This window comes from Aquincola tertiaricarbonis (assembly GCF_000969605.1).
GTDB classification, from domain to species: domain Bacteria; phylum Pseudomonadota; class Gammaproteobacteria; order Burkholderiales; family Burkholderiaceae_C; genus Aquincola; species Aquincola tertiaricarbonis.
In genome coordinates, this window is sequence record NZ_JZUE01000017.1 from 123,674 (window position 1) to 145,385 (window position 21,712).

Genomic DNA, 21,712 nt, shown 5'->3' on the forward strand with positions numbered 1-21,712 from the left:
CGCCTGGGTCTACTCCGCCTTGACGCAGTCCACGTAGGCTTCGCCGTCCTGCTCCACCAGGCCGTGCACGTCGGTGTGGAAGCCCGGGAAGCGCTTGTTGAAGTCGCGGGCGAACTTCAGGTACTCCACGATCTTGCGGTTGAAGCGCTCGCCCGGGATCAGCAGCGGGATGCCCGGCGGGTACGGCGTCAGCAGCGAGGTGGTGATGCGGCCTTCCAGCTCGTCGATCGACACCCGCTCGGTATCGCGGTGGGCGATGCGGGCATAGGCGTCGGCCGGCTTCATCGCCGGGTCGAGGTTGGACAGGTACATCTCGGTGGTCAGCCGCGCGATGTCGCCCTTGGCATAGGCCTCGTGGATCGACTGGCTCAGGTCGCGCAGGCCCATGCGCTCGTAGGTGGGATGCGCGGCCACGAAGTCCGGCAGGATGCGCCACAGCGGCGCGTTCTTGTCGTAGTCGTCCTTGAACTGCTGCAGCGCCGTCAGCAGCGTGTTCCAGCGGCCCTTGGTGATGCCGATGGTGAACATGATGAAGAACGAATAGAGGCCCGTCTTCTCCACCACCACGCCGTGCTCGGCCAGGAACTTGGTGACAATGCTGGCCGGGATGCCGGTGGGCGCGAACTTGCCGCTCATGTCCAGGCCCGGGGTGATCAGCGTGCTCTTGATCGGGTCCAGCATGTTGAAGCCGGTGGCCAGGTTGCCGAAGCCGTGCCAGGTGGCATTGGCTTCCAGCACCCAGTCCTCCTGGCGGCCGATGCCCTGGTCGGCCAGCTTCTCGGGGCCCCAGACGGTGAACCACCAGTCCTGGCCATAGTCCTTCTCCACCTTGCGCATCGCGCGGCGGAAGTCCATGGCCTCGGCCAGGCTCTCCTCCACCAGCGCGGTGCCGCCGGGCGGCTCCATCATCGCGGCGGCCACGTCGCAGCTGGCGATGATGGCGTACTGCGGCGAGGTGCTGGTGTGCATCAGGTAGGCCTCGTTGAAGAGGTGCCTGTCCAGCTTCTGGTTCTGCGCATCCTGCACCAGCACCTGCGAGGCCTGGCTGAGGCCGGCCAGCAGCTTGTGCGTGCTCTGGGTGGCGTAGACCATCGCCTCCTTCGGGCGCGGGCGGTTCTTGCCCATCGCGTGGTAGGCGCCGTAGAACTTGTGGAAGGCCGCATGCGGCAGCCAGGCCTCGTCGAAGTGGATCGTGTCGATCCAGCCGTCCAGCTTGGCCTTGATGGTCTCGGTGTTGTAGAGCACGCCGTCGTAGGTGCTCTGCGTCAGCGTGAGGATGCGCGGCTTGACCGCATCGGGATCCACGCCCTTGAGCAGCGGGTTGGCGGCGATCTTGGCGCGGATGGCCTCGGGCGAGAACTCGCTCTCCGGGATCGGGCCGATGATGCCGTACTGGTTGCGCGTGGGCGCCAGGAACACCGGCACCGCGCCGGTCATGATGATGGAGTGCAGGATGCTCTTGTGGCAGTTGCGGTCCACCACCACCACGTCGCCCGGTGCCACCGTGTGGTGCCACACCATCTTGTTGCTGGTGCTGGTGCCGTTGGTCACGAAGAAGCAGTGGTCGGCATTGAAGATGCGCGCCGCATTGCGTTCGCTCTGCGCCACCGGGCCGGTGTGGTCCAGCAGCTGGCCCAGTTCCTCCACCGCATTGCACACGTCGGCGCGCAGCATGTTCTCGCCGAAGAACTGGTGGAACATCTGGCCCACCGGGCTCTTCAGGAAGGCCACGCCGCCGGAGTGGCCGGGGCAGTGCCAGGAATAGGAGCCGTCCTGCGCATAGTCCATCAGCGCCTTGAAGAACGGCGGCGCCAGGCCGTCCAGGTAGCTCTTGGCCTCGCGGATGATGTGGCGGGCCACGAACTCCGGCGTGTCCTCGAACATGTGGATGAAGCCGTGCAGCTCGCGCAGGATGTCGTTCGGGATGTGCTGCGAGGTGCGGGTCTCGCCGTACAGGTAGATCGGGATGTCCGCGTTCTTGAAGCGGATCTCCTCGATGAACTTGCGCAGGCTCAGCACCGCGGGATCGAGGTCGGGGCCGTCCTTGAACTCCTCGTCGTCGATCGACAGGATGAAGGCCGAGGCGCGGCTTTGCTGCTGCGCGAAGGACGACAGGTCGCCATAGCTGGTGACGCCCAGCACCTCGAAGCCCTCGCGTTCGATGGCCTGGGCCAGCGCGCGGATGCCGAGGCCGGAGGTGTTCTCCGACCGGTAGTCCTCGTCGATGATGACGATGGGAAAGTGAAAACGCAGCATGCGCAGGACTCCTCGTGGCCCCCGGGGCGGCCGGCGGCGAAATGGGCTTCCAAGCCCCGGAAAGCCGCGCAGTGTAGGGCGTGTACGTGTCGCTACACTGCCCGCCCACGACAGGAGCCGCAATGGACTGGAATGCGCCGACCCTCTGGTGGCTGATCGCCGGCCTGCTGGTGGCGGTGGAGCTGGTCACCACCACCTTCTACCTGCTGATGATGGCGCTGGGCGCGGTGGCCGGCGCCCTGGCCGCGCACCTGGGCCTGGGCCTGAACCTGCAGGTGGCCATCGCCGCCCTGGTGGGCGGCGGCGCGGTGGCGGTCTGGCACTTGGTGCGTCGCCGGCGCCGCGCCGTTGCGGCCGGCGATGCCGAGCTGCAGCTGGACGTGGGCGCGCAGGTGCAGGTGCCCGCCTGGCAACCCGATGGCCAGGCGCGGCTGTCCTACCGCGGATCGACCTGGAGCGCACGCTACGTGGGCAGCGGCGCCGCCCTGCCCGGCCCGCACGTCATCCGCGGCGTGCAGGGCAACCTGCTGCTGCTGGACCGCCTGCCGGGCTGACCGGCGCATACCTCCCGAACCCTTGCCGAAAGCAACCATGGAAATCATCGCGATCGTCCTGCTCGTCATTGCCGTGGTGTTCGTCGTGCGCACCCTCAAGGTGGTGCCGCAGCAGAACGCCTGGGTGGTGGAGCGGCTGGGCAAGTACAACGCCACGCTCACGCCGGGGCTGAACTTCCTGGTGCCCTTCGTCGACCGCGTGGCCTACAAGCATTCGCTCAAGGAGATCCCGCTGGACGTGCCCAGCCAGGTGTGCATCACCAAGGACAACACGCAGCTCACGGTGGACGGCATCCTGTACTTCCAGGTCACCGACCCGATGCGCGCCAGCTACGGCAGCAGCAACTACATCGTGGCCATCACGCAGCTGGCGCAGACCACGCTGCGCAGTGTGATCGGCAAGATGGAGCTGGACAAGACCTTCGAGGAGCGCGACGCGATCAATGCGGCCGTGGTCAATGCGCTGGACGAGGCGGCGGCCAACTGGGGCGTGAAGGTGCTGCGCTACGAGATCAAGGACCTGGCGCCGCCGGCGGAGATCCTGCGCTCGATGCAGGCGCAGATCACCGCCGAGCGCGAGAAGCGGGCGCTGATCGCGGCCAGCGAGGGCCGTCGCCAGGAGCAGATCAACATCGCCACCGGCGAGCGGGAAGCCAACATCGCCCGGTCCGAAGGCGAGAAGCAGGCGGACATCAACCGCGCCCAGGGCGAGGCCGCGGCCATCGTGGCGGTGGCCGATGCCACGGCCGAGGCCATCCGCAAGATCGCCAGCGCGCTGCGCGAGCCGGGCGGCCCGGAGGCGGTGCAGCTCAAGGTGGCGGAAATGGCGGTGGACGCCTTCGGCCAGCTGGCCAAGGTGAACAACACGATGATCGTGCCCGGCAACCTGAGCGAGGTGAGCGGACTGGTCGCCAGCGCGATGGCGCTGTTCAAGAGCGCCGACATCGGCGGCAAAAACCTCGGCTAGAATCGCGGGCTTCCCGGAGAGATGGATGAGCGGTTTAAGTCGCACGCCTGGAAAGCGTGTGAGGGTTAACAGCCCTCCGCGGGTTCGAATCCCGCTCTCTCCGCCAGTGTTTGCAAGCCCCAGAATGTTGAGTCAGATCAATGACTTAGCGTTCAGGGGCTTTTTGCTTTCCCCCACGCCTTTCCCCCACGCAGCGGGAGCATTAGCGCCCGGCGTTCAACCGCGCACGCAGGTTGACGACAAGCGGCTCACCCGGGCGCTTCTTCTGGTTAATGAGGTCACGTGCCCATTGGGGGAGCGGGTACTCGCCTGTCGCCTCGTCGCGCTGCGAAAGCGCCACTCGAAAATCCGACATCTGCAGCATGTTGACTACCGCCGCAGTGTGTACATCGTTCGCCGTTCCGCTCCACAGCTTCGATAGCTCCCGCCCCGCCGGTGTGAAAGAGACTGACCCTAGGTGCAGAGGGGTGCCCATTCGCAAACGGTCGGGCGAGCCGCCCGCAAGAATCACGTGCGACTTCGAAAGAGATACCAAGATGAGCGGGTCGGAAAGTTCAGATGCCAAGAGACCGCCCGGGTGCTCCTGAATCAGGCCAGCAGCGACCAATCTGGATCGGCCGTCGAAGCCAAGGTCCGCTTCTTCGAAGTTGGCTTGGAACTGCGAGAGGCAAAAGGGCGTCACCGACCGCGCAATGCCCGTGTACGTCCGTGCACCTAGTTCTTGGAAAAGCGCGGCCTCTTCCCTACTCAACCCGGAGAGTACACGCATGGTGCGCACAGAGAAGGCCCCTGGCGTAGTGAACTCTCCGGCCAGCAGCCTGGACCAGACCTCCCTCATTGCAGCGTCAGAAACATCCTTGCACTCATCGAAGAATTTGGCAGCCCAGTCCGGTTCAATGGCCTTCTCAGGAGGTGCCCCCAGACTCCTCACCAAGTCCACAGCACCGTCTGCAATCGCCTCAAGGTTGCCCTGCCGCCTTGTTTCGACGGCCTGGAGGCGCTCGGACGCGCGGCGCTTGATGTCTGCTACCGCAACTTCTGCGTTTGCCATGGTGACACGCGAATCGAACTCCGCCTTTGCCAGTCGCCGCCTGTGTGTTGGCTCGTATAGGCGGCCCATGCCGGCGCTTACAACCTCGATGAACCGTTCCACGGGCTTTGAGACTGCTTGCGCCACTGCTGCAGCCCCACCGATAGCTTCTTCTGACATCGAGCACCTCCGATGGCGCAAGTATCCGTGCCAGCGAAAAAATCGGGCAGGCCCTTTCGGACCCACCCGTCTCACCTCATCGCCCGCTAGCCATCCTTCGATGGCTCACCAAGGCCCCTTCCGAGGCCCCCAGCGCCCTCACCACGGCCCTGAACTGCATCGCCCGTAGGCTACCCAGGGCCAGCGCATCGAGCACGTAGCGGGCCGCTCCGTCCTCCGCATGGCTATCTGGGCGCGGATGCACCTCGTGCCACCGGCCATCCCCTGCGTTGACCTCCACGGCCAATGAGGCACCTCCCGGGGCACGCACCTCGAACCGGACGACCTCGCCGGGGCCGGTGCCGATCCTGGGAGGGCCCTTCGCGACCTCCCCGGGGGCCAGGTCCTGGCTAACGTCAATCTGCCGGGTCGGGAGCTTGATGCCCTGAGCGGTGATTTCCTGAGTGCTCATGTCCTCGGTCCCTCCGCGTCAGATGACCTGTGCGGCCGGCTGCGAGGTGATGACCACCGATGCCGATGCGCTGCGGGCCACGAAGACCACGCGGTAGAAGGCAGAGGTGCCGCCCGGGCGCATCGCATCCAGGACGAAGCCATCGGTGCCGGCAGGCAGGCCGTGCGAGCGGAAGGGGCGCGCTCGGTCGCTCCACCAGGTGCTGCCGTTGGCGCTCATCTCAATGATGAGGTCGTAGGAACCGCCGCCCACCACGTTGAACAGGATGGACCTGACGGGGCTCGGCTGGGCCCGCGTGGGGCCCGTGATGGTCTGCCCTGCGGCGACTGCCTGGTTGATTTCGGTGGTCACGGCCCCGAAGGCTGCGTCCGTCTTCCAGCGGCCCACTCGGGAGTCGGTCTGGAGGTAGCTGTGTGATGCCATGTCGTTGATTGCTTGTCGTTGAAATGAGAAAGGGCCCTCAAGGGGCCCTGGTTGCTGTCGTTGTGGTTGACCTTCGAGCCTCCCGGCTCTTGGCCCTCTGTGCCTTCGCTGACGCGGCCCTCTTGGCCTTCAGGGCAACCCGTCTGGCCTCAAGGCGGACCGCCTCGCGCTCGGCCCTTTCGGCTTCACGCTTGGCGTTCTTCCTGTCTGCCTTGCGGGCCGCAGCTTCGCCGCGCCTGGCGGCCTTGGCCAGCTCCGCTAGGTGCCTGCTGCGAAACCGCCTGGCAGCCGCACGGGCCCCGACTGGAAGAGCCGCCTTGGCCTCGTCGAGCATCCACAAGGCATGCGGTGTCAGGTGCTCCACGGCCTGGGGCTCCTCCGAGCGGGCCTCCCGGGCCCTCTTGGTCGCTAAGGCCTCGCCCTTGGCCTGGAGGATGGCGTTGAAGCCACCCTCGTAGGTCACACGGAAAAAGCCCATCAGCGGGCCGCAGGGGCCTGCATGGCCATCGCCTGGAGCTTGGAGCTGGGCAGGCTGCCGAACTTCTGCACCGTGGCTTCCCAGTACGGCACCCCTGCCAGCATCGCGGCCCGCAGGTTGTTGCGTCGGGTGTCTTCCTTCCGTTCTCCCGAACGGTCGGTGAAGTACACCTTGGTTTCAGCCGCGAAGGTCTTTTCGTCCCCGGTGGCCAGGGCCATCCATGCCTTCTTGAACTTGCTGGCATCGCCGACCTGCCAAGCCACATCCACCATGACCGCCTTCTGAGCGGGCGTCATGCGGCCCCACAGGCCCGGGCTGGCGTACTCGGCCAGCTCTTGGACCTGCTTCTCGTAGCGGGGCATCGCGGTCAGCAGCAGGCGCTTGGCCTGGTCAGGAGTCAGCGCTGCACGACCGTCCAGCACGTCCATGATGCGCTCTTCGGGAACGCCGCTGCGCTTCAGGTCGTCCATGACGGTCTTCTCGTTGGCCTTCAAGTTGTAGCCCATGCCGATGTTCTTCCCGGCCGCGTGGGCTGGGTCCTCATACGGCTGCAGGGCGACAGCTTCGCCCATCGTGATGAGGGAGGCAGCGAGGGACACATGCTGTGTCTGCGGGGCGTACATCGGTGAGCCGAGGAGGTCCATCGCTACCCGCGCCGTGAGCTGGTTGTCCACGTTGCCCGATTTGCGAGCAGGGGCAAGCTGCAGGGCGGCAGCACTGGGGTCTCCGAGATTCATCCTAGGCGTGGAGTCGATGCGCTCCATGAGCTGCTTCTGCTGTACCTCCCGGTACTGCTTCGCCTCCGCGGGCTTCAGGATGCGCAGCGCTTCGGCCTTGGCGATGAGTTCGGGGTTCAGTGGCAGCAAGACCCCGCCCTTCTTCGCATCACGCATCTGCCCAAGAAGCTCCCGCTCCTCATCGTTCAAGACCTTCTTGGCCCGCTCCTTGACCATCAGCTCTTGAAGGTCCACGTTTCCCAATGCGGCGGTGGCAGCGCCGTTGAAGGCAACCACGTGGTACTTCCCGTCAGTGCCGGTTGGGACGTACTGAATGGACCAGTCAGCGTCGTTGCGATCCCCAACGTTGAAGCGCTTGCCGACCTCGGCAGAGTAGTTGGTCAGTGCCTCCTGAGCCAGCGGCCCGCCCAGGCCTGGAGGCACCCGAACGGCCACATTGTTTGTCTTGTCTAGGACGAAGTTCTTCTTGGTCCAGGACTCGACGTAGGCACGGGCATCGCTCTCGGTTGCGAACGGGTTGCGGGTTCGCCAAGTCCGCAGCTCGGACGCCACGGCTGCGCCCACCATGGTGCGGTTGTCTGCACGGTCACCGCCGAGCCAGTCCGGCAGCCAGCCGGTGCCCTCAACGTACTTGTGAGACTCCTTCTGAGTCATGGCCTTGAAGGCTGGCGTCTTGACGTAGGCCTCAGCCGCAGCCTTTGCCTCAGGGCTCACCGCTTGATAGGCCTGCGTGTAGGCGCTGATTGCATCCGATCCAGCACCGATGGCCGAGGTGTACCCCTCCATGATCTTGGAGGTCTCCTCGTTAAAGTACATGTCTCGGTACGTTGGATTGGCAGACAGGGCTTTGTAGAGCTCGCCAGCCGCTTGGAAGGCCGAAGAGGGCCCCGCCTTGTTCGGTAGGTTGCTGGTCAGCGTCCTCACGTAGCGCTGGAGCTGGTCCACCGGCTCCGTGGCGCCTGTGCGTGAGTGAAGCTGCATGAGCTGGTGCGCCACCTGGCCTACTGCTGCCGGATCGTTAGCCGCAGTCGCCTTGGCCATCTGCTGCACCAGGCCGCCTGCCAGCGAGTCCAGCACCTGGCGTTGGATGGGCGCGTCATGCCTCCACAGCTCGCCAGCGTTGGCATCGGCGGTGAAAGCCTCAGTAGCGGTCTTCTTGGCCAGCGCTTCCTGCGCCCGGCTCAGGAGCGAGAGGGCCTGTCCAGGAGACTGCACCGCACCGAACTTGCCCATGTGCGACAGGATTAGGTCCTGAGTGACGGACGCCGGGTCCGTCTCGATCTGCTTTTCGATCCCCATCAGCACCTTGGTACGGGGAATCTCGCTGCCCTCCATGATGGCCCGGTCGCGCATCTTAGTAGCCTCATGGCGTGCCTGGTCGATGAGCGGGATGAGCTGCGGATTGCGAGCCATCAGGGTCATCCCTTCGGCGTCCTTCTGATCGAAGACGCTGAACAGCTCCGGGCTCCCGCCGAGCTTGGTGGACTCGTGCTGAAGCTGGGTCAGCAGGAACTGGGCCGATTCCTTCGTGGTGTAGTTGAGGGCCTTGGCCCGCTCCTGGAAGACCCCGTAGGTGCTCGCCAGCTCCGAGGGGGACATGTTGCCGGTGAACATGTCGGCAGCGGTCTGAGCCATGGACGAAGCTCGTACCTCGTCCCTGCGCCGGAGCCTGATGCGCTCGTCCTCGGCCCGGACCATGGCTTCCAGCTCCACGAAGTGGCTGCCGACGATGGACGCCGCACGTGGGTCCTTGATGCCCGCAAGGGCCTTGCTGCGTTCCTCGGTCAGGAAGGCCTGAGCATTAAAGCCTTCCGTGTCCTTGAGCTCGTTGTACCGGGCCACTACCTCGGCCTTGTCCTGCACGCCGGTGCGGTGCGCCAGGGTCTCCTGAACGGAGTTCACGAACGTGTCAGCGTAGGCCGAGGGAACCGTCTGCGGGGGCACGATGGGGGCACCCGTGAGGGCATCCCGCGGGGACTCGATCCCCTGCCCAAGAGCGCTGCCTTCCGCGGCGAACTTCCGCTTGTCCTCGACCTCCTGCTTCTCGGCTTGGTAGTTGGCTACCGATGCTTGCTGGGCGTTGAACTGTGCAAGCGCCGGGTTGAACTGGGAAAGGCCAGCGATGAGGCCGTTCACCTCCGAGTTGCCTTGTGGGGCAGCTACACCCCACTGCTGCGGACGGGCCGTAACGGCTACCGCAGGGGTGCCCTGTCGGTCGGACCGCACTTGGGGGCGGCCACTGATGCGAAGGTCGCTCATCGCGCCCCCTTCGCGATGAGGTCGCGTGCGAAGACCAGGCTATCGACCTCCTGGTTGATGCGAGCCACCATGCGGGCCGTCTGGTCCTTTAGGTAGCTCGGTTCGAGCTGGTACGGGGCGTGTGGGGGACCGCTCACCAGGGTGCCGTCTGCGTTGCGGATGCATTGGCCTTCTCGCAGCACAAGCTGTGAGTACAGCCGGTACTCGATGGTGTCGAAGAAGGACGGTTGGTAGAAAGGATTGCTCATGTGGTCCCTTGGGTTAGCTGGGGTCCTTGACGGCCGGTGCCTTGTACTTGAGGTACCCCGTGTAGGCGTTCACCGCTCCACCGCCAATCTGCAGGGCCGTGCCGAAGAGCGACGGACGCTGGATGGAGGCGAGTTGGGCATTGGCGCGGGTTGAGGCCGCAGAGGCTGCGAAGCTGTTTTCCTGCAGTGCTGACTGGGCGTTGCTTGAGAGGGTGGCCATCTGCTCACCGCCTTGGACCGACGCGACAGCCCGGGAGCGTTCCGCGGTGTTGCCACCGCCGTACTCCCCGGTGACCACGTCGAACAGGGCGTTGTCCTTCATCAGCCGCTGAGCGTGCTCGTTCATCTCGCCAGCGGCAGCCTGGCGCTGCTGTTCGTTCTGGCGCTCCAGGTCCATCTGCTGCTGCTCGGCAGCGGTCTTGATGTTGCTGGCAGCCGTCTTCGCGTTCGAGGTACCTTGGAAGTAGGACAAGCCCGCTGATGCGGTGCTCACACCCACGGACAGGGCGGTGAGGGTTACGGGATCACACATGGCGTTTGAAGTGGAAGAGGTCCGGACCGGTGGAGGTCGGGGCCGTGTTGATGGAGAAGCCCAAGGCCTCGATGAATCGCCGGTTCTCGGCGCTGTCTCGGGGCACCTGGTTGGCGACTAGGACACCGGCATCAGCCAGAGCGCTGAGCTGGTCGGCCACCGCATGTGAGATGCGGAGCACAGGGCGCTGCAGCGGTGCCGGGATGACATCGCAGAGGAGCCAGGGCAGCGCATAGCCGGGGCCCGAGGTGAGCCCGAAGATGCCCAGGAGGTGGCCCGAGCTGTCCCGGAAGGAGGCCCCACCGTGGGCCTCGATGGCATCGAAGACCTTCTCGCGCCAGTCCAGCGAAGACGCAGCGGCATCCTCATGACGAAGCTGCAGGACATCGGCATCCGAGGCCACGGCCGGGCAGGCGTAGATGGAGCCCGTGTCAGCCAGGATGCTGGGGACCGTGAGGAGCACCGGAGGGCCATCGGGGTGGATGGGGAGCGACAGTTGGATGGTCATGTCACTTCGCCAGGTCGGCCGCACGCACCCATTGACCGGTGCCCATGCGGACGAGGACATCGCCGTTGGTCTGGTCCACGTGGGTTTGGAAGCCCGCGTTGGTGTACATCGATAGGTCGCCCGGGTTGGTGCGCTTGAAGGTCACCGCAAGGGCCTTGAAGGGCTCCATGTTGCGGACCACGGCCAACTGACTGACCGCCTCGTGCAGGCCCTGCTGGCCACGGGCCCAGTCGTAGAACTCTTCCAGGCGAGCACCTTCCAAGCCCATCGGCTGCAAGGCCTTGCCCACAGCTCGCTTGTAGTGGTCATAACCTTCCCTGACGTATTCCTGCGCAAGGGCCGGCTCGATGCCAGCGTTCTGAGCGAGCGCCTTAGCGGTGTCCTCGAAACTGCCGTGCCCTTGGGTGACGAACGCGACCACAGATGCAGTAGCAGCGTCATAGGCATGCTGCGGAAGGGGTTCGATGTCTTGAGCCCAGAGAGCATCGTCTTCAGCATCGAAATGCTGTTCCTGAGGCTGCTGTTCCTGCGGTTTCGGGGCCTCGGGGAACTCGTAGGTGGCCTGCTTGCCGTCTGGGGTTACCTTGTCGCGGTACTTGCCCGGTGCGTACTCCTCGATGAGGCCTTCACGCAGGGCCGAGGCCACGGTAGTGCGGGTGGTCGGGTCTCCGGGGACGAGTTCTACCGTCATGGAGATGCCCCGGTAGTCCAGGGTGCCCGCCACCGAGCCCCCTGCGGTGCCATCTCGTGTCACCTGATGGGTGCTGTACCAGCTCGATGCGGGTTCACCGTCGAAGTACGGGTTGAAGCGAGTGACTTCCCCGCATACCCGTGAGATGGGGGTGCTGTCGATGGTTGGAGCTTGAGGAATAGAGCCCTCTTCCGGGGCGCCGTGTTGGTATCGAGTGACCATGTTTGCTCGTGTCCTTGTTGTTGGTTCAGAAATGACAAAGGCCCCTCGATGGGGGCCTGTGGAGGTGACGGTGATTGACCTGCAAGCTGCTTGCGTAGGGACGACCTCCTTCAAGGAATGGCCGACTTAAGAGTCACCGTAGCTTTAGCTATGTAAGAAGGAATGGCGTTTAACTCACGACCTCCTCTTCTCCTGTAGTTGTGAAGCCGTAGTGAGCGGCGGTCTTTCGGACAAGGGACCTCCCCAGCAACTGCCAGCCGCTGAGGTCGGCGTTCACTGCCCTGGTCCAGGTCCTGGTCTGACCTGTGTAGTTCAGGTGGGCCTTGGCTTCGCGGGTAGACACAGAGAAGATGTCCTCCCCCAGGCCGTCCAGGTAGCTCTGAATGATCTTGGTCAGCCGCTGCACCTCACTTTCCGGTTTAGCCGATGCTGCGAGCCGAGAGACTGAGGGAAGGTCACCTACCTGGCCTAGCCATGTGGAGCCCGGGAAGAGGTCCGCTAGGAACCTGGCATCTTCACGACCTGCCACAAGGAAGACTTTCCGGTCGGTGGTCGGCACCGCCTTGCGGATGGAGCACCGGCCCACCGCCTGATAGCAGACATGGATCCGGAAAGCCTGGGTCACCTCTTCCGCAGTTAGCCCGGTCCGGGTCTGCACCCATTCAAGCTGCTGAGGGTTCGGGTTGGTTACCGCCAGCGCGACCACGTTGTCATGGTGCTGGTAGTCATTCCGACCGTGGGACATCGTCGGCAGGAACACCGCTCCCTTGGGTAGCTCCCCCCCGTGATACCCGAAGGCCTCATTGGTCTGAAGCAGCCAGGAGCTAGCGCCCTGTGCCCGGAAGTATTGGGCTGCCGCCTCGATGAGCCTGTCCACTGCCCGCTCTCCGTGTCGGCGCTCGTCCGGGGCTCCGGTCGTCGAGTTGCGGGCCAGGTTGTAGATGCTCGCCCTGTCGTCCTTGTGCAGGAGGTGGCCGATTGCTACGTACTTGCCCTGTTCCCCATGGGTGTCCCTCAGCAGGTCCTCAGGAAAGCTCGGATGGCGCGTGAAGGTGACTCCCAGGGCTCTGGTCCAGAGCTGGCAGAGGATCGTCTTCTCGAACAGGGCGGACAGGAAAAGCACCTCACGGAAGCCCCGGAAGTACTCCGGGCTCACGTAACTGGCGAAGTAGAGCGTCTTCACCTGGTGCTCCGGGTCCTGCTGCAAGGTTGGATCGGCTAGGAGGGACCGCACCTTGTCTGTGACCCCGACCTCACATCGGGTGGCGGGGTTGGCCACGAACTTGGCCATCTGTTCAAGACCCTTGGCTCTCTCGCCCACCCTATGCCACCGGCCCGCTGCGATGTCCTTCACTTTGGCCTGGGTGCCCTCGTGTGGGACCACCCGGTAACCCTCCGCCGGGTCAATGTGGAATACCTCGGAGAAGTAGGCCCAGCTCTCCGCAGGCGTGTCACCCATTTCGAACTTGCCGAAGGTGACAGGCGAGAAGGCCTCATCCAGGATCACCCGCCAGTGGCCTGGGTGTTGAATCTCGGCCAGCACCTTCAGCAGCGTGTGGGTTGTCAAGATCAGGATGCAGCCCTCGGGCCCCTCCACCTCGTTGAGAAGCCGCAAGGCCTCGACACGGGCCGGAAGGTCCCCTTGGCCGGCGTTCCCTGAGTGGACCACTACGGCCCGCCTGGAGTCCCCAGAGGCCGCTAGGCGAGCATCTAGGTCCCTTGCTGTTTGCTCCAGGAGCTTGATGGTCGGCGCCACGTACAGGAAGTTCTCTGAGGCCATGTCCGTCCGTGCGATGTACTCACATGCCGCCCGGGTCTTGCCCGAGCCCACCGGTGCCGACAGGGCGTAGGTCTTCAGCGATGCGGGACGAGTGAGAAAGAACGGCGGGGCCACATTGGGGGATGCGGTCACGCGGTAGTCTCCTTGCGCACTGCCGTGGCTTTTCGGCGCATCACCGGGTCGTTCATCACTGAGGCGATGAGCGCTTCCACACGGGCATCAGACGCGGCCCGCTCGGCAGACCGATGAGGGCCCCGCAGGATGTCTAGGAACGGGGGCAACTCGGCGGGCGCTTCAAGGGCTTGGAGGCGGTCGATTGCCGCTTCGTGCATGAGGGTATCGACGCCCGAGTCTTCGCTCCCGCGCTTCAGGGCACAGCACTCATAAGCCGCGTCCGTGGCCGGGTTCTCTAGGTGCTTGATGTAGACCGCCAAAGCCCTGCGCATGATGGCGGACGAAGAGAGGCCAGGCTGTCCCGCTCGCTCAGCCCAGCGGTAGGCGTAGGCGGCAGCAAGGTAGGAAGCATGTGAGTGGAACATGGTCGCCTTGGCAACCGTTCCTGACGTGCGCACAGTGGCGCGCGCCTCAGGGGAGGCGATGCGGCCCGAGGAGGTCGTAGCTCTTGTCGAGCGCTTGTGGGGGGTCATAAGGGGTTCCTTCTGGTCCCCGGTCGGGGTGTGCGGACGATTTGCAAAAAACTCGGCTGCCTCTGCGGACGATGCCCAAACAAAGCAGGTGCGCTCAGGCAAGCCCTGACCCAGCCGCCCCGAAGGGCAGCCGGGAGGGACAACAAGGACCGATGAGCTTTTCGGCTTCTTTGCGAAGGGCGGGGTCTAGACCGCGATTCCGGCCTGGGGCCCGTGCAGGCCCTTGATGGGCTTGGCGATTTCGATGGTGTTGCCCAGGGAAGGCGGTCTGACAACACACGTACTACACTGCAGGAGTGTTGTCACAGCCGGGAGCGGCGTCCATGACTGAGCGGGTTGTCGCCTACTACCGGGTGAGCACTGAGAGGCAAGGGAGGTCAGGCCTGGGGCTCGATGCCCAGCGCGAAGCGGTCCGCCGCTACACCTCCGGCACCGGCGCTGCGCTGCTGGCCGAGTTCGAAGACATCGAGACCGGCAAGGGTGCCAATGCGTTGGAGAAGCGCCCAGGTCTTCGGGAGGCTGTGGCTCTGGCCAAGAAGCGCAAGGCCACGCTGCTGATAGCCAAGCTGGACCGCCTGGCCCGCAACGTTCACTTCGTCTCGGGACTCATGGAGACGGGCGTGCAGTTCCGGTGCTGTGACTTCCCCACCGCTGACCGGACCATGATCCACATCTACGCGGCCATGGCAGAGCACGAGGGCAGGCGCATCAGCCAGCGCATCAGCGAAGCGCTACAGGCCAAGAAGGCCGCAGGGAAGCCCGTAGGCAACCCTGAGAGCCTGAAGCCGCTCAACGGGGCCAGGGCCCAGGATGCTGCCGCCTTCGCTGCCCGGCTGCGCCCCACGCTTGAGGCCTACCGGGGCCAGGGCATGACGCAGAGGGCAATGGTCGATGCGCTCAACGGTGCCGGCGTGACCACTCCGCGGGGCGGACAGTGGAGCCTCGTGCAGCTCCAGCGGGTGGTGGCACGGCTGGCCTAGGGAAAGAGGGGTGGGGGTCCCTTTTTCCAGAAGCAAGGGGGGCCGCGGGGGGAAGGCGCTCCTTTTACCTGTATAGATACCCGCTGACATTTCTGCTCATTTTCCCCGTGGGCCCTCCTGAAGGACCCGCTCCGCCTTCTCAAGGGCAGCGCGGAACGCAGCCAAGTCCCCCTTTGTTCTCCTAACGGCACGCTGCACGATGCGGCGTTCGATGGCGACTCGTCCACGGAACGCGGCAAGCATCTCCGCCAGAAGGGCCCGGTCCCCTACAGGAGGCAACACGTGGCGTCGTATGACCCTCGCCGCCGCGCTGAGGCTTCGGGCGTTTCTGATGGCCAAAACGCTGGGGTGATCGTCTTCGCTCATGCGCTCAAGGAGCAACCCGCATTCCCCGCCCAGTCCATCAAGAGCGCCTTGGGGGCTCCCCCCTGCGCACCCCCGCCCATGCCCGTTGAGTGGCCGTCCGGTGCTCCTCTCCGCTCAACGTGCCTTCTTCCAACAGTCGGTCAAGCAGGTAGACCCGGGCTGCGGCTTTGTAGGTCCACGAGGTACTGGCCGATGCGTCCACTTGGCGGTAATTGAGGAGCTGGTACTTGGCGTCTGATTGCATGAGGCGCCGGTGCAGTGCCATCGCCCTTAGCCACGCCCGCACTTTGCGGAACGCTCTGAAGACGAAAAAGACAAGGACGACAGCGGAAGCGCCGTACCAAAGGAAGAGAGGCGCCAGGGGGTCCATGGAGGAGCTGCAGTTACGACGGCCGGACGATGCCCCATTCCGTCACGTCCTGCAACATGCGAAGGCGCCGTCCCCTTTCGCCAGGCTGTGTTTGCCCTTCAAGAAGGTCCAGTGCTACCCGAGCACCGTCCGGGACACCTCACGGCACCCATCGGCCACGTTGACGAAGTACTCCGGGCTTCCCCAGAAAGTAGCCCGAAGCGCGACCGCATGAAGCTCCGCCATGACCTCCACGATGACCACCGTGTCCCCGTCCTCGTCTGCGGTGCTCTGGAAGGCCGCCAGGGCTGCCTCAGCGGTGGGATAGTGCTGGGCGGCCAAGTGGTCGTCACCCTCGTAGTGGGCCCGGTAGAGCCTCACGGGGGCCTTCAGGGCCTGACGTTCCTCGCGCATGCTCTCGGAGGTCAGCACTCGGGCCCACGAAGGGCCCCTTCTCGCCATCTCCGCGATGACGGGGGCGTGGTCGCAAGCTTCAAGCTGATGCCACCACTTGAGCAGCAGCTTGGCCCAGGCGTTGGCTTCCATGAGCGGGGACACTTCCAGCAGCGCGGAGCCGGTCCTGTCGTCGCGTCCTTCGTACTGACGGTATGCGGCCTTCACGCAGCGGTCAGCCAGATGGAAGGTCAGGCCCTCGGTGCCGTTGGCCAGGATGGGCCGGACCGCGGACCTGGTCTTCCGAGGCTTCATCACCTGCGGCAGGAGGAAGCTGGAAGCGGGCTTGGTAGGCCAAATTTCCTGACGGTCGGGAAAAGAGCCGGACCGTCTGACCCCGACGACTGTCGTTGGGGTCCCAGCCAGGCCCTCAACGTACCCCTTCAACCTCTCCCGGCCCCTCGGGGACTTGAAGTAGGCGTCCAAGAGCCCCTCAAGGCTCTCTACGGCCATCCGCCGACTCACCCTAATGCCTACCTGCGTGTTCGGGTCAGGCATCTTGTAGAGCCCGTTGCGGGGCTTGGTGACCTCCGCCGCGAGCTGGGCGAAGAACGCTGCACCGGTGTCCTTAGGCATGGCCCACGCCAGCCTTGTAGCCGCCCTGCTGCCAAGCCGTGAGGTCGGCCGGGGTCAGGCCGGGGCGCAGGTAGTGGATGCGAGCGCCGTAGCCGAAGAGGTCGAAGTTGAAGCTCCCTTCGGGGCATCCGTCTTGTGGGTCCATCCAGACATCCACCCGCAGGCGGTTGACGCTTCCTCCGAGGCTCTTGTTGAGGTCCACGAAGATGGCATCGGTACGGGTGCTGTCGTAGGGGAGGCCCAGCTCCTCGCATTCCTCGTCGTCCAGCTCCTCATAAGCAAGAACGCAGCGGGTGGAGATTATCTTGGCAGCCAGCGAGGCCAGTTTGTTGACCAGGCTGTGGGCCAGGGAGTCGGCCTTGGCGGCCAGGTGGGCGGACACGGGGAAGCGTGCGAAGGGAAAACGCATGGAGTCACTCCGGAGAGGAATCGGCCTAGACGGTATGCCCGGACTCGATGGAGTAACTGTAGGTATTTCAAGCCTACCGGTCAACCATCTTTTTCGTCGGATGCAAATCGAGTTTGAGGAGTAGCAGCTCCCACGCTGCAAGGGGCATCTGACGGTGCTTCACCGAGGCAGCAGGAGCACACCAATTGTGCCAAGCGTTCATCTGCACGTGGACCAGAGCAGCGGCCTCGGAGCGGGTAACCCCAGCGGATGTGACGACCTCACGAATTTGGTCAGGAGTGGGCGGGGTAATGTCCATGGGGTCAGTGTATTATGTGAGTCGTGAGTGGAAACCCCCACTAAGGGGGTGCCGGTAGCAGGCCCCATACTCCCTGAACGGGGAATGTCGAAAGGGGATAGTTACTGAACGGGGAGTATTGCGAGCGAGTATTCCCCTTTCGGGGACGAGTATCAGGTGGGGTACCTCACCAGCTCAAGGGCCGCGGCCTTGGTGGCTAGGGATGCGCCCCCCGAGTACAGCCCGTAGGTGATCCGCGGCTTCTCATGGCCCACGATGTCCGCCGCGAGGTTCTCGGACACCCCAGCGTCCTCCAGAAGCGTCACCAGCGTCTTTCGCAAGGAGTGGAAGACATGGCCCGCATCGAACCCGAGAGAGGTCTTCAAGCGCCCGAAGCGCTTCCCGATGGCGTTGGACCGGTCCCCGTACTTGTTGAAGGTCAGACCAGCGAACAGGTAGCCATCGTCCGAGGCGCCCTTCCTGGCCTTGACCATGTCGGCCACAGCACTGTGAAGCGGAACCTCGCGCACCCCCGCGGCTGTCTTCGCGTCCCCGATGGTGAAGGACTTGGCCTTGATGTCGGCCACCTTGAGGCTGCACAGCTCCTCGATGCGGGCTCCGCTGTACGCGCCCAGTCTGATGAGGTCAGCCAAGGCCACATCCCCGCCCTCCTCCGCGGCCTTCCAGAGCCTTGGGACATCCGCGGGAGCGAAGGGCACCCAAGAGTCCCCCACGGTCTTCCTAGCGGCCCTTGGAGGTCTGTAGACGAACGGGAAGGCGTTCGGGGTCACCGCGTCCACCGACTCAAGGTAGCGCCAGTAGCTGCGCCAGAATGACACCATGCGCTTGAGCGAGGCCGGTGAGGTTCCAGTCTTCGCGAGGTGGTCCACCCACTTCCGGGCTGCGGTGGCTGTCATGTCCTCGATGGCTGGGAACTTGGCGAGGAGCGCCTTCACGTCCTTGGCCGCTTGGTCCTGGGTCTTCTGTGCAAGGTGCGATGTGGATGCTGCCCAGCCATCCAAATGCTCGATGCTCGGCGTGCGGAGCCCAAGGGCCACGTCCCCGAAGTGCTCGGCTGTCTCGGTGCCCCGTATCTTCGCCAGTTCCTGAGCCCTGTCCTGCAGCATCCCGTGAGCGATGGCCTCCGCTTCTTGATTGCCCTGCCCCCTGGCCTCGGCCATCGTGCGGCGCCACAGCTTCAGTTCCTCCTGCACCGCATCCGGCTCGCCCTCGGCCTGCCGAAGCTCGGCCTTCCATAGAGCGATGACCGGCCCTGCGAGGACCTCTGCTCGGCGCTTGTCGGGTGTCCCAAGAGACTGCAGGAACTTGGTCTTGCCGAGCTTCTCGCGGAGGGCTTCGGGGACCTTCAGTGTGGCGTACCAGAGGTTGCGGCGCTTCTCGATGTGGGACATGTGGCGGACTCCGGTTTGTACCCAGTTTCCCCCACGCCTTTCCCCCACGCAACCCCCTCATCTTCCCTCTACAAAGGAGAAATCAGGCTCCAAGCGGAGTGTCCCGCTCTCTCCGCCGGAATACTCTGCCTGTACGGCGACAGTACGCGACAGACAGTGCACGTAAGCAGTTGATTTGACTGCGTTTTCTCCTGAATCCAGACTGCTGCGCCGTGACACACGGCGCCGGTAGCGCGACAGCAAATGCAGCGCTTACTGGCGGATAGGCAGGCGGATAAGGAGAGCTCCACATGCCACGCAAGCGCCTTCCGACGCGCCTGCACCTGCTTTCGGTGCGCGCGGTTCAGACGGCCCCTGACGGCGACCATTCAGACGGTGGCAACTTGCTGCTGCGAGCATGTGGCGACAGCGCCACATGGGTCTTCCGCTACACAGCGGCCACCGGCAAGCGGCGTGAGATGGGACTCGGCCCGGCCCATCGAGCCAACCCTGCCCAAGCCGGCCAGTCGTTGACCGGCGCCCGCGAGCTGGCCGCAGAGGCACGCACCCTGCTGCAGCGAGGCGTCGACCCGATTGACGAACGCGACCAGCGGCGCGACGCGCAGCGGCAAGCTGTCGAACAGGCGAAGGCGGCAAAGATGCAGCAGGCCCTAACCCTGGCCTGCGCGGCGCGTGACTACCACCAGCGCGTCATCGAGCCCAGCCGGACGGCTAAGCACGCTGCGCAGTGGATTAGCAGCCTGGAAAATCATATGCCGGTGGCGTTGTGGCATGCGCCGGTGAGCAGCATCACCGCGCCGGCGCTGCTGAGCGCGCTGGCCGCCATCAAGCCACACGAGCGGGCACGAAACGTGACCGCCAATGCCAGATTGGACGAGACGGTGCAGCGCGTCCGCCAGCGGCTGGATGCGGTATTCGAGGACGCCGTTTTCCACGGCTGGTGCGGTACGAATCCGGCAGCCGCGATCCGCCGCAAGCTGCGCGAGGGGATGCCCCGCCGTGAGCGCGGCCAGCTGGCGGCCCTGCCCTACCGCGAGGCGCCTGAATTCATGCGCCGCCTGAGGGCCACTGAGGGCATTGCGGCCCGGGCCTTGGAACTCGCCGTGTTGACGGCAGCACGAACAAGCGAGGTGATCGACGCCACCTGGCAGGAGATCGATCTCGACGTGGCGCTGTGGGTAGTACCCGCGGCACGGATGAAAGCCGGAGAGGATCACGCGGTCTACCTCACACCGCGCGCGGTGGCGCTGCTGTGCGCGCTGCAGCGGTACGGACAGGCATTTGTGTTCCCCAGCCCGAGGCTTGACGGCAAACAGCTGTCCAACATGGCGCTGCTGGCCGTGCTGGGCCGCATGGGCGAGCGCAAACGGACCACCGTGCACGGCCTGTGCCGGGCAACGTTCAGCACCTGGGCCAACGAGACCGGCGCCGGTAGACCAGACGTCATCGAGGCTTGCCTGGCCCATGAGGAAGGTAACCGCGTGCGGGCCGCCTACAACCGCGCCAAATTCGCCAACGAGCGCCGGGCCTTATTGCAGGACTGGGCGAACTACCTTGGCACCACCAAAGAGATGTAAGTCCGCCCGTACGCTGACCCGTTCACATGCTTACACAGAGTCCCAGTAAGACAGCATGAAACTGGGAATGTGCAGCCAGCGCGACCCAGCCTAGCAGACGCTGCAGCGGTAGAAGACGAGGCCGGCTCTGGCACAGGGATGCAGCACGCCTGATGCCCGAACTGATTTCCACGAACGCGGGGGAGCTGTGGGCAGTGGCGCGGATCGTCGTGGGCCTCGTGGAAGTGCGGAAGGCCAATTCCGGCGTCGCCACGCACCCGCTCGACGAAGGTTTTGCCATTCACACCGGTGGTCCACCAATCCGGCGTTCCTGGAGGGTCATGACGAGCAGCGCAATCACGCGGGACCCTGCTCGGCATCCGTTGCTGCCTGGGCCCGGAGCCACGCCGGCCGCCCCAAGGTGGCGCCTGGTCGTCTTTGCCGTCTTAGCGCAGGCCCAGCTCAGACGGCGACAGGTCGTAGTCGACGATCGCTTGGCGGATCCAGACCAGCGCCCCCCGGCGCTCGCGCTGCCTGGCTGCCTCGGCCTCGGCTTGCAGCGCACGCAGCCGCTGAAGCATCGCGGGATAGCGTGGCCAGGCGTCGCCGCCTTCTGCGACCTCTTGCACCGCGGAACGCACCTGCTCCAGGCGCGCCGGCGCCAGGTGAGCCGGCTCCGTGCCTGGGACCCGCTCGGTCAACACGTCTGGCCCTTGCCTCGGGACAGGGACTGTGTCGTTCGGACGCGTGATGGTGACTTCACCATGCAGTCGTCGCCTCGAACGCCGACGCTTCGGGGCCTCGGCGCTTTCCACGTCGTCGGCACCGGTCTCCGGGCTGGCGGGCGCTTGCGCGCCTGCGGCCGTCAACGGACGTGCCGTCTGCAAGCTCGCCTCGGTGGACGCAGGCGACGGCAATCGGAACACGCGGGGTGGTCGCGCGGCTTCGTCCGCAGGTGCCGCCGCCAGTTCAGGCAGCGAAGGCTGTTCGACCCTACCCTTGACGACGGTGACCACCGGTGCGGCGTCCGGCTGCTGCGCTGGACGTTGTGAGAAAAAGGCTTCGGCTGCCAGACGCGCCGCGCTCGGCGCAGTTTGGACTTCAGGGATCTCGAACGGATGGGGCACAGGAAAGTTGGGTGACAGGCCAAGTAGGGGCGGAGGGCCCATGGGAGGCCGAAGCCGCGGCAGCCCACCGGCCGCGCTGTCCGGGCTGAAAACGTCGTCGGCCATTCGAACAGCTGCTGCTCTCGGTGCGGCGCGTCTCGCACTCTTCAACACGCGCCCGAGGGACCGGATCAGCTTTCGACGCGGAACGACTCCAGCGCACTGCCATTGGCGAGCGCCTGCTTGAGCCAGTTGGGCCGCAGGC

At 65.0% G+C, this 21,712-nt stretch carries 20 protein-coding genes and 1 tRNA gene; 5 read left to right on the forward strand and 16 right to left on the reverse strand.

Going from position 1 to position 21,712, the window contains the following annotated elements:
* Window positions 1-9: 9 nt before the first annotated feature.
* A complete protein-coding gene (locus VO99_RS18935) occupies window positions 10-2,256 on the reverse strand; it encodes an arginine/lysine/ornithine decarboxylase (protein WP_046114464.1) in 2,247 nt (748 codons plus the stop codon).
* A 122-nt stretch (window positions 2,257-2,378) separates the two neighbouring features.
* Between VO99_RS18935 and VO99_RS18940 the strand changes: the two genes are divergently transcribed.
* The 3 genes from VO99_RS18940 (at window position 2,379) to VO99_RS18950 (ending at window position 3,883) form a co-directional block, all read left to right on the forward strand.
* A complete protein-coding gene (locus tag VO99_RS18940; protein WP_046114465.1) occupies window positions 2,379-2,810 on the forward strand; it encodes an NfeD family protein in 432 nt (143 codons plus the stop codon).
* Window positions 2,811-2,847: 37 nt separating this feature from the next.
* Window positions 2,848-3,777, forward strand: coding sequence for an SPFH domain-containing protein (locus VO99_RS18945; RefSeq protein ID WP_046114466.1), 930 nt, complete (start codon window positions 2,848-2,850; stop codon window positions 3,775-3,777).
* A 15-nt stretch (window positions 3,778-3,792) separates the two neighbouring features.
* Window positions 3,793-3,883: transfer RNA gene (locus VO99_RS18950), tRNA-Ser, on the forward strand.
* Between the two features lie 96 nt (window positions 3,884-3,979).
* Here VO99_RS18950 and VO99_RS29685 read toward each other — a convergent pair.
* From VO99_RS29685 to VO99_RS19005, 10 genes are all read right to left on the reverse strand, one after another.
* Window positions 3,980-4,987, reverse strand: coding sequence for a DUF2806 domain-containing protein (locus tag VO99_RS29685; RefSeq protein WP_083440738.1), 1,008 nt, complete (start codon window positions 4,985-4,987; stop codon window positions 3,980-3,982).
* Window positions 4,988-5,456: 469 nt separating this feature from the next.
* Window positions 5,457-5,861: a hypothetical protein gene (locus VO99_RS18965; RefSeq protein ID WP_157039641.1), complete on the reverse strand. Its 405-nt coding sequence runs from the start codon at window positions 5,859-5,861 to the stop codon at window positions 5,457-5,459.
* Window positions 5,862-5,898: 37 nt separating this feature from the next.
* Entirely contained in the window at window positions 5,899-6,339 is a 441-nt protein-coding gene (locus VO99_RS18970) for a hypothetical protein (protein ID WP_046114470.1), read from the reverse strand.
* Window positions 6,339-9,212 carry a lysozyme family protein gene (locus VO99_RS18975; protein ID WP_046114471.1) on the reverse strand — a complete coding sequence of 958 codons (2,874 nt, stop codon included), beginning with the start codon at window positions 9,210-9,212 and terminating at the stop codon, window positions 6,339-6,341. The genes VO99_RS18970 and VO99_RS18975 overlap by 1 nt, the downstream gene beginning before the upstream one ends.
* A gap of 119 nt (window positions 9,213-9,331) precedes the next feature.
* A complete protein-coding gene (locus tag VO99_RS18980) occupies window positions 9,332-9,583 on the reverse strand; it encodes a hypothetical protein (RefSeq protein ID WP_046114472.1) in 252 nt (83 codons plus the stop codon).
* 13 nt (window positions 9,584-9,596) lie between these two features.
* Window positions 9,597-10,055, reverse strand: coding sequence for a virion core protein, T7 gp14 family (locus tag VO99_RS18985; RefSeq protein ID WP_157039642.1), 459 nt, complete (start codon window positions 10,053-10,055; stop codon window positions 9,597-9,599).
* Window positions 10,056-10,107: 52 nt separating this feature from the next.
* Window positions 10,108-10,623, reverse strand: coding sequence for a hypothetical protein (locus tag VO99_RS18990; RefSeq protein ID WP_046114474.1), 516 nt, complete (start codon window positions 10,621-10,623; stop codon window positions 10,108-10,110).
* A gap of 1 nt (window position 10,624) precedes the next feature.
* Entirely contained in the window at window positions 10,625-11,536 is a 912-nt protein-coding gene (locus VO99_RS18995) for a hypothetical protein (protein ID WP_157039643.1), read from the reverse strand.
* A gap of 169 nt (window positions 11,537-11,705) precedes the next feature.
* Complete coding sequence (locus VO99_RS19000) at window positions 11,706-13,448, reverse strand: DEAD/DEAH box helicase family protein (protein ID WP_157039644.1); 1,743 nt, start codon at window positions 13,446-13,448, stop codon at window positions 11,706-11,708.
* Window positions 13,445-13,963, reverse strand: coding sequence for a hypothetical protein (locus VO99_RS19005; protein WP_157039645.1), 519 nt, complete (start codon window positions 13,961-13,963; stop codon window positions 13,445-13,447). The genes VO99_RS19000 and VO99_RS19005 overlap by 4 nt, the downstream gene beginning before the upstream one ends.
* 323 nt (window positions 13,964-14,286) lie before the next feature.
* Between VO99_RS19005 and VO99_RS19010 the strand changes: the two genes are divergently transcribed.
* A complete protein-coding gene (locus VO99_RS19010) occupies window positions 14,287-14,943 on the forward strand; it encodes a recombinase family protein (protein ID WP_046114478.1) in 657 nt (218 codons plus the stop codon).
* An 850-nt stretch (window positions 14,944-15,793) separates the two neighbouring features.
* On the opposite strand, the gene VO99_RS19020 is transcribed toward VO99_RS19010, so the two are convergent.
* From VO99_RS19020 to VO99_RS29025, 4 genes are all read right to left on the reverse strand, one after another.
* The gene (locus VO99_RS19020; protein WP_046114480.1) at window positions 15,794-16,687 is read right to left on the reverse strand and encodes a hypothetical protein; all 894 of its coding nucleotides are present in this window, start codon (window positions 16,685-16,687) and stop codon (window positions 15,794-15,796) included.
* Complete coding sequence (locus VO99_RS19025) at window positions 16,680-17,096, reverse strand: hypothetical protein (RefSeq protein WP_046114481.1); 417 nt, start codon at window positions 17,094-17,096, stop codon at window positions 16,680-16,682. Before VO99_RS19025 ends, VO99_RS19020 begins: the two co-directional genes overlap by 8 nt.
* Before the next feature lie 73 nt (window positions 17,097-17,169).
* Window positions 17,170-17,394: a helix-turn-helix domain-containing protein gene (locus VO99_RS29690; protein WP_083440739.1), complete on the reverse strand. Its 225-nt coding sequence runs from the start codon at window positions 17,392-17,394 to the stop codon at window positions 17,170-17,172.
* A 152-nt stretch (window positions 17,395-17,546) separates the two neighbouring features.
* Window positions 17,547-18,785 (reverse strand): tyrosine-type recombinase/integrase, encoded by a 1,239-nt coding sequence (locus VO99_RS29025; RefSeq protein ID WP_052736450.1) that lies wholly within the window; start codon window positions 18,783-18,785, stop codon window positions 17,547-17,549.
* A gap of 290 nt (window positions 18,786-19,075) precedes the next feature.
* On the opposite strand from VO99_RS29025, the gene VO99_RS19035 reads away from it, so the two are divergent.
* Window positions 19,076-20,362 carry a tyrosine-type recombinase/integrase gene (locus tag VO99_RS19035; RefSeq protein WP_083440740.1) on the forward strand — a complete coding sequence of 429 codons (1,287 nt, stop codon included), beginning with the start codon at window positions 19,076-19,078 and terminating at the stop codon, window positions 20,360-20,362.
* Between the two features lie 425 nt (window positions 20,363-20,787).
* Here VO99_RS19035 and VO99_RS30375 read toward each other — a convergent pair whose 3' ends face one another.
* The gene (locus VO99_RS30375) at window positions 20,788-21,573 is read right to left on the reverse strand and encodes a hypothetical protein (protein ID WP_157039646.1); all 786 of its coding nucleotides are present in this window, start codon (window positions 21,571-21,573) and stop codon (window positions 20,788-20,790) included.
* Between the last annotated feature and the right edge of the window lie 139 nt (window positions 21,574-21,712).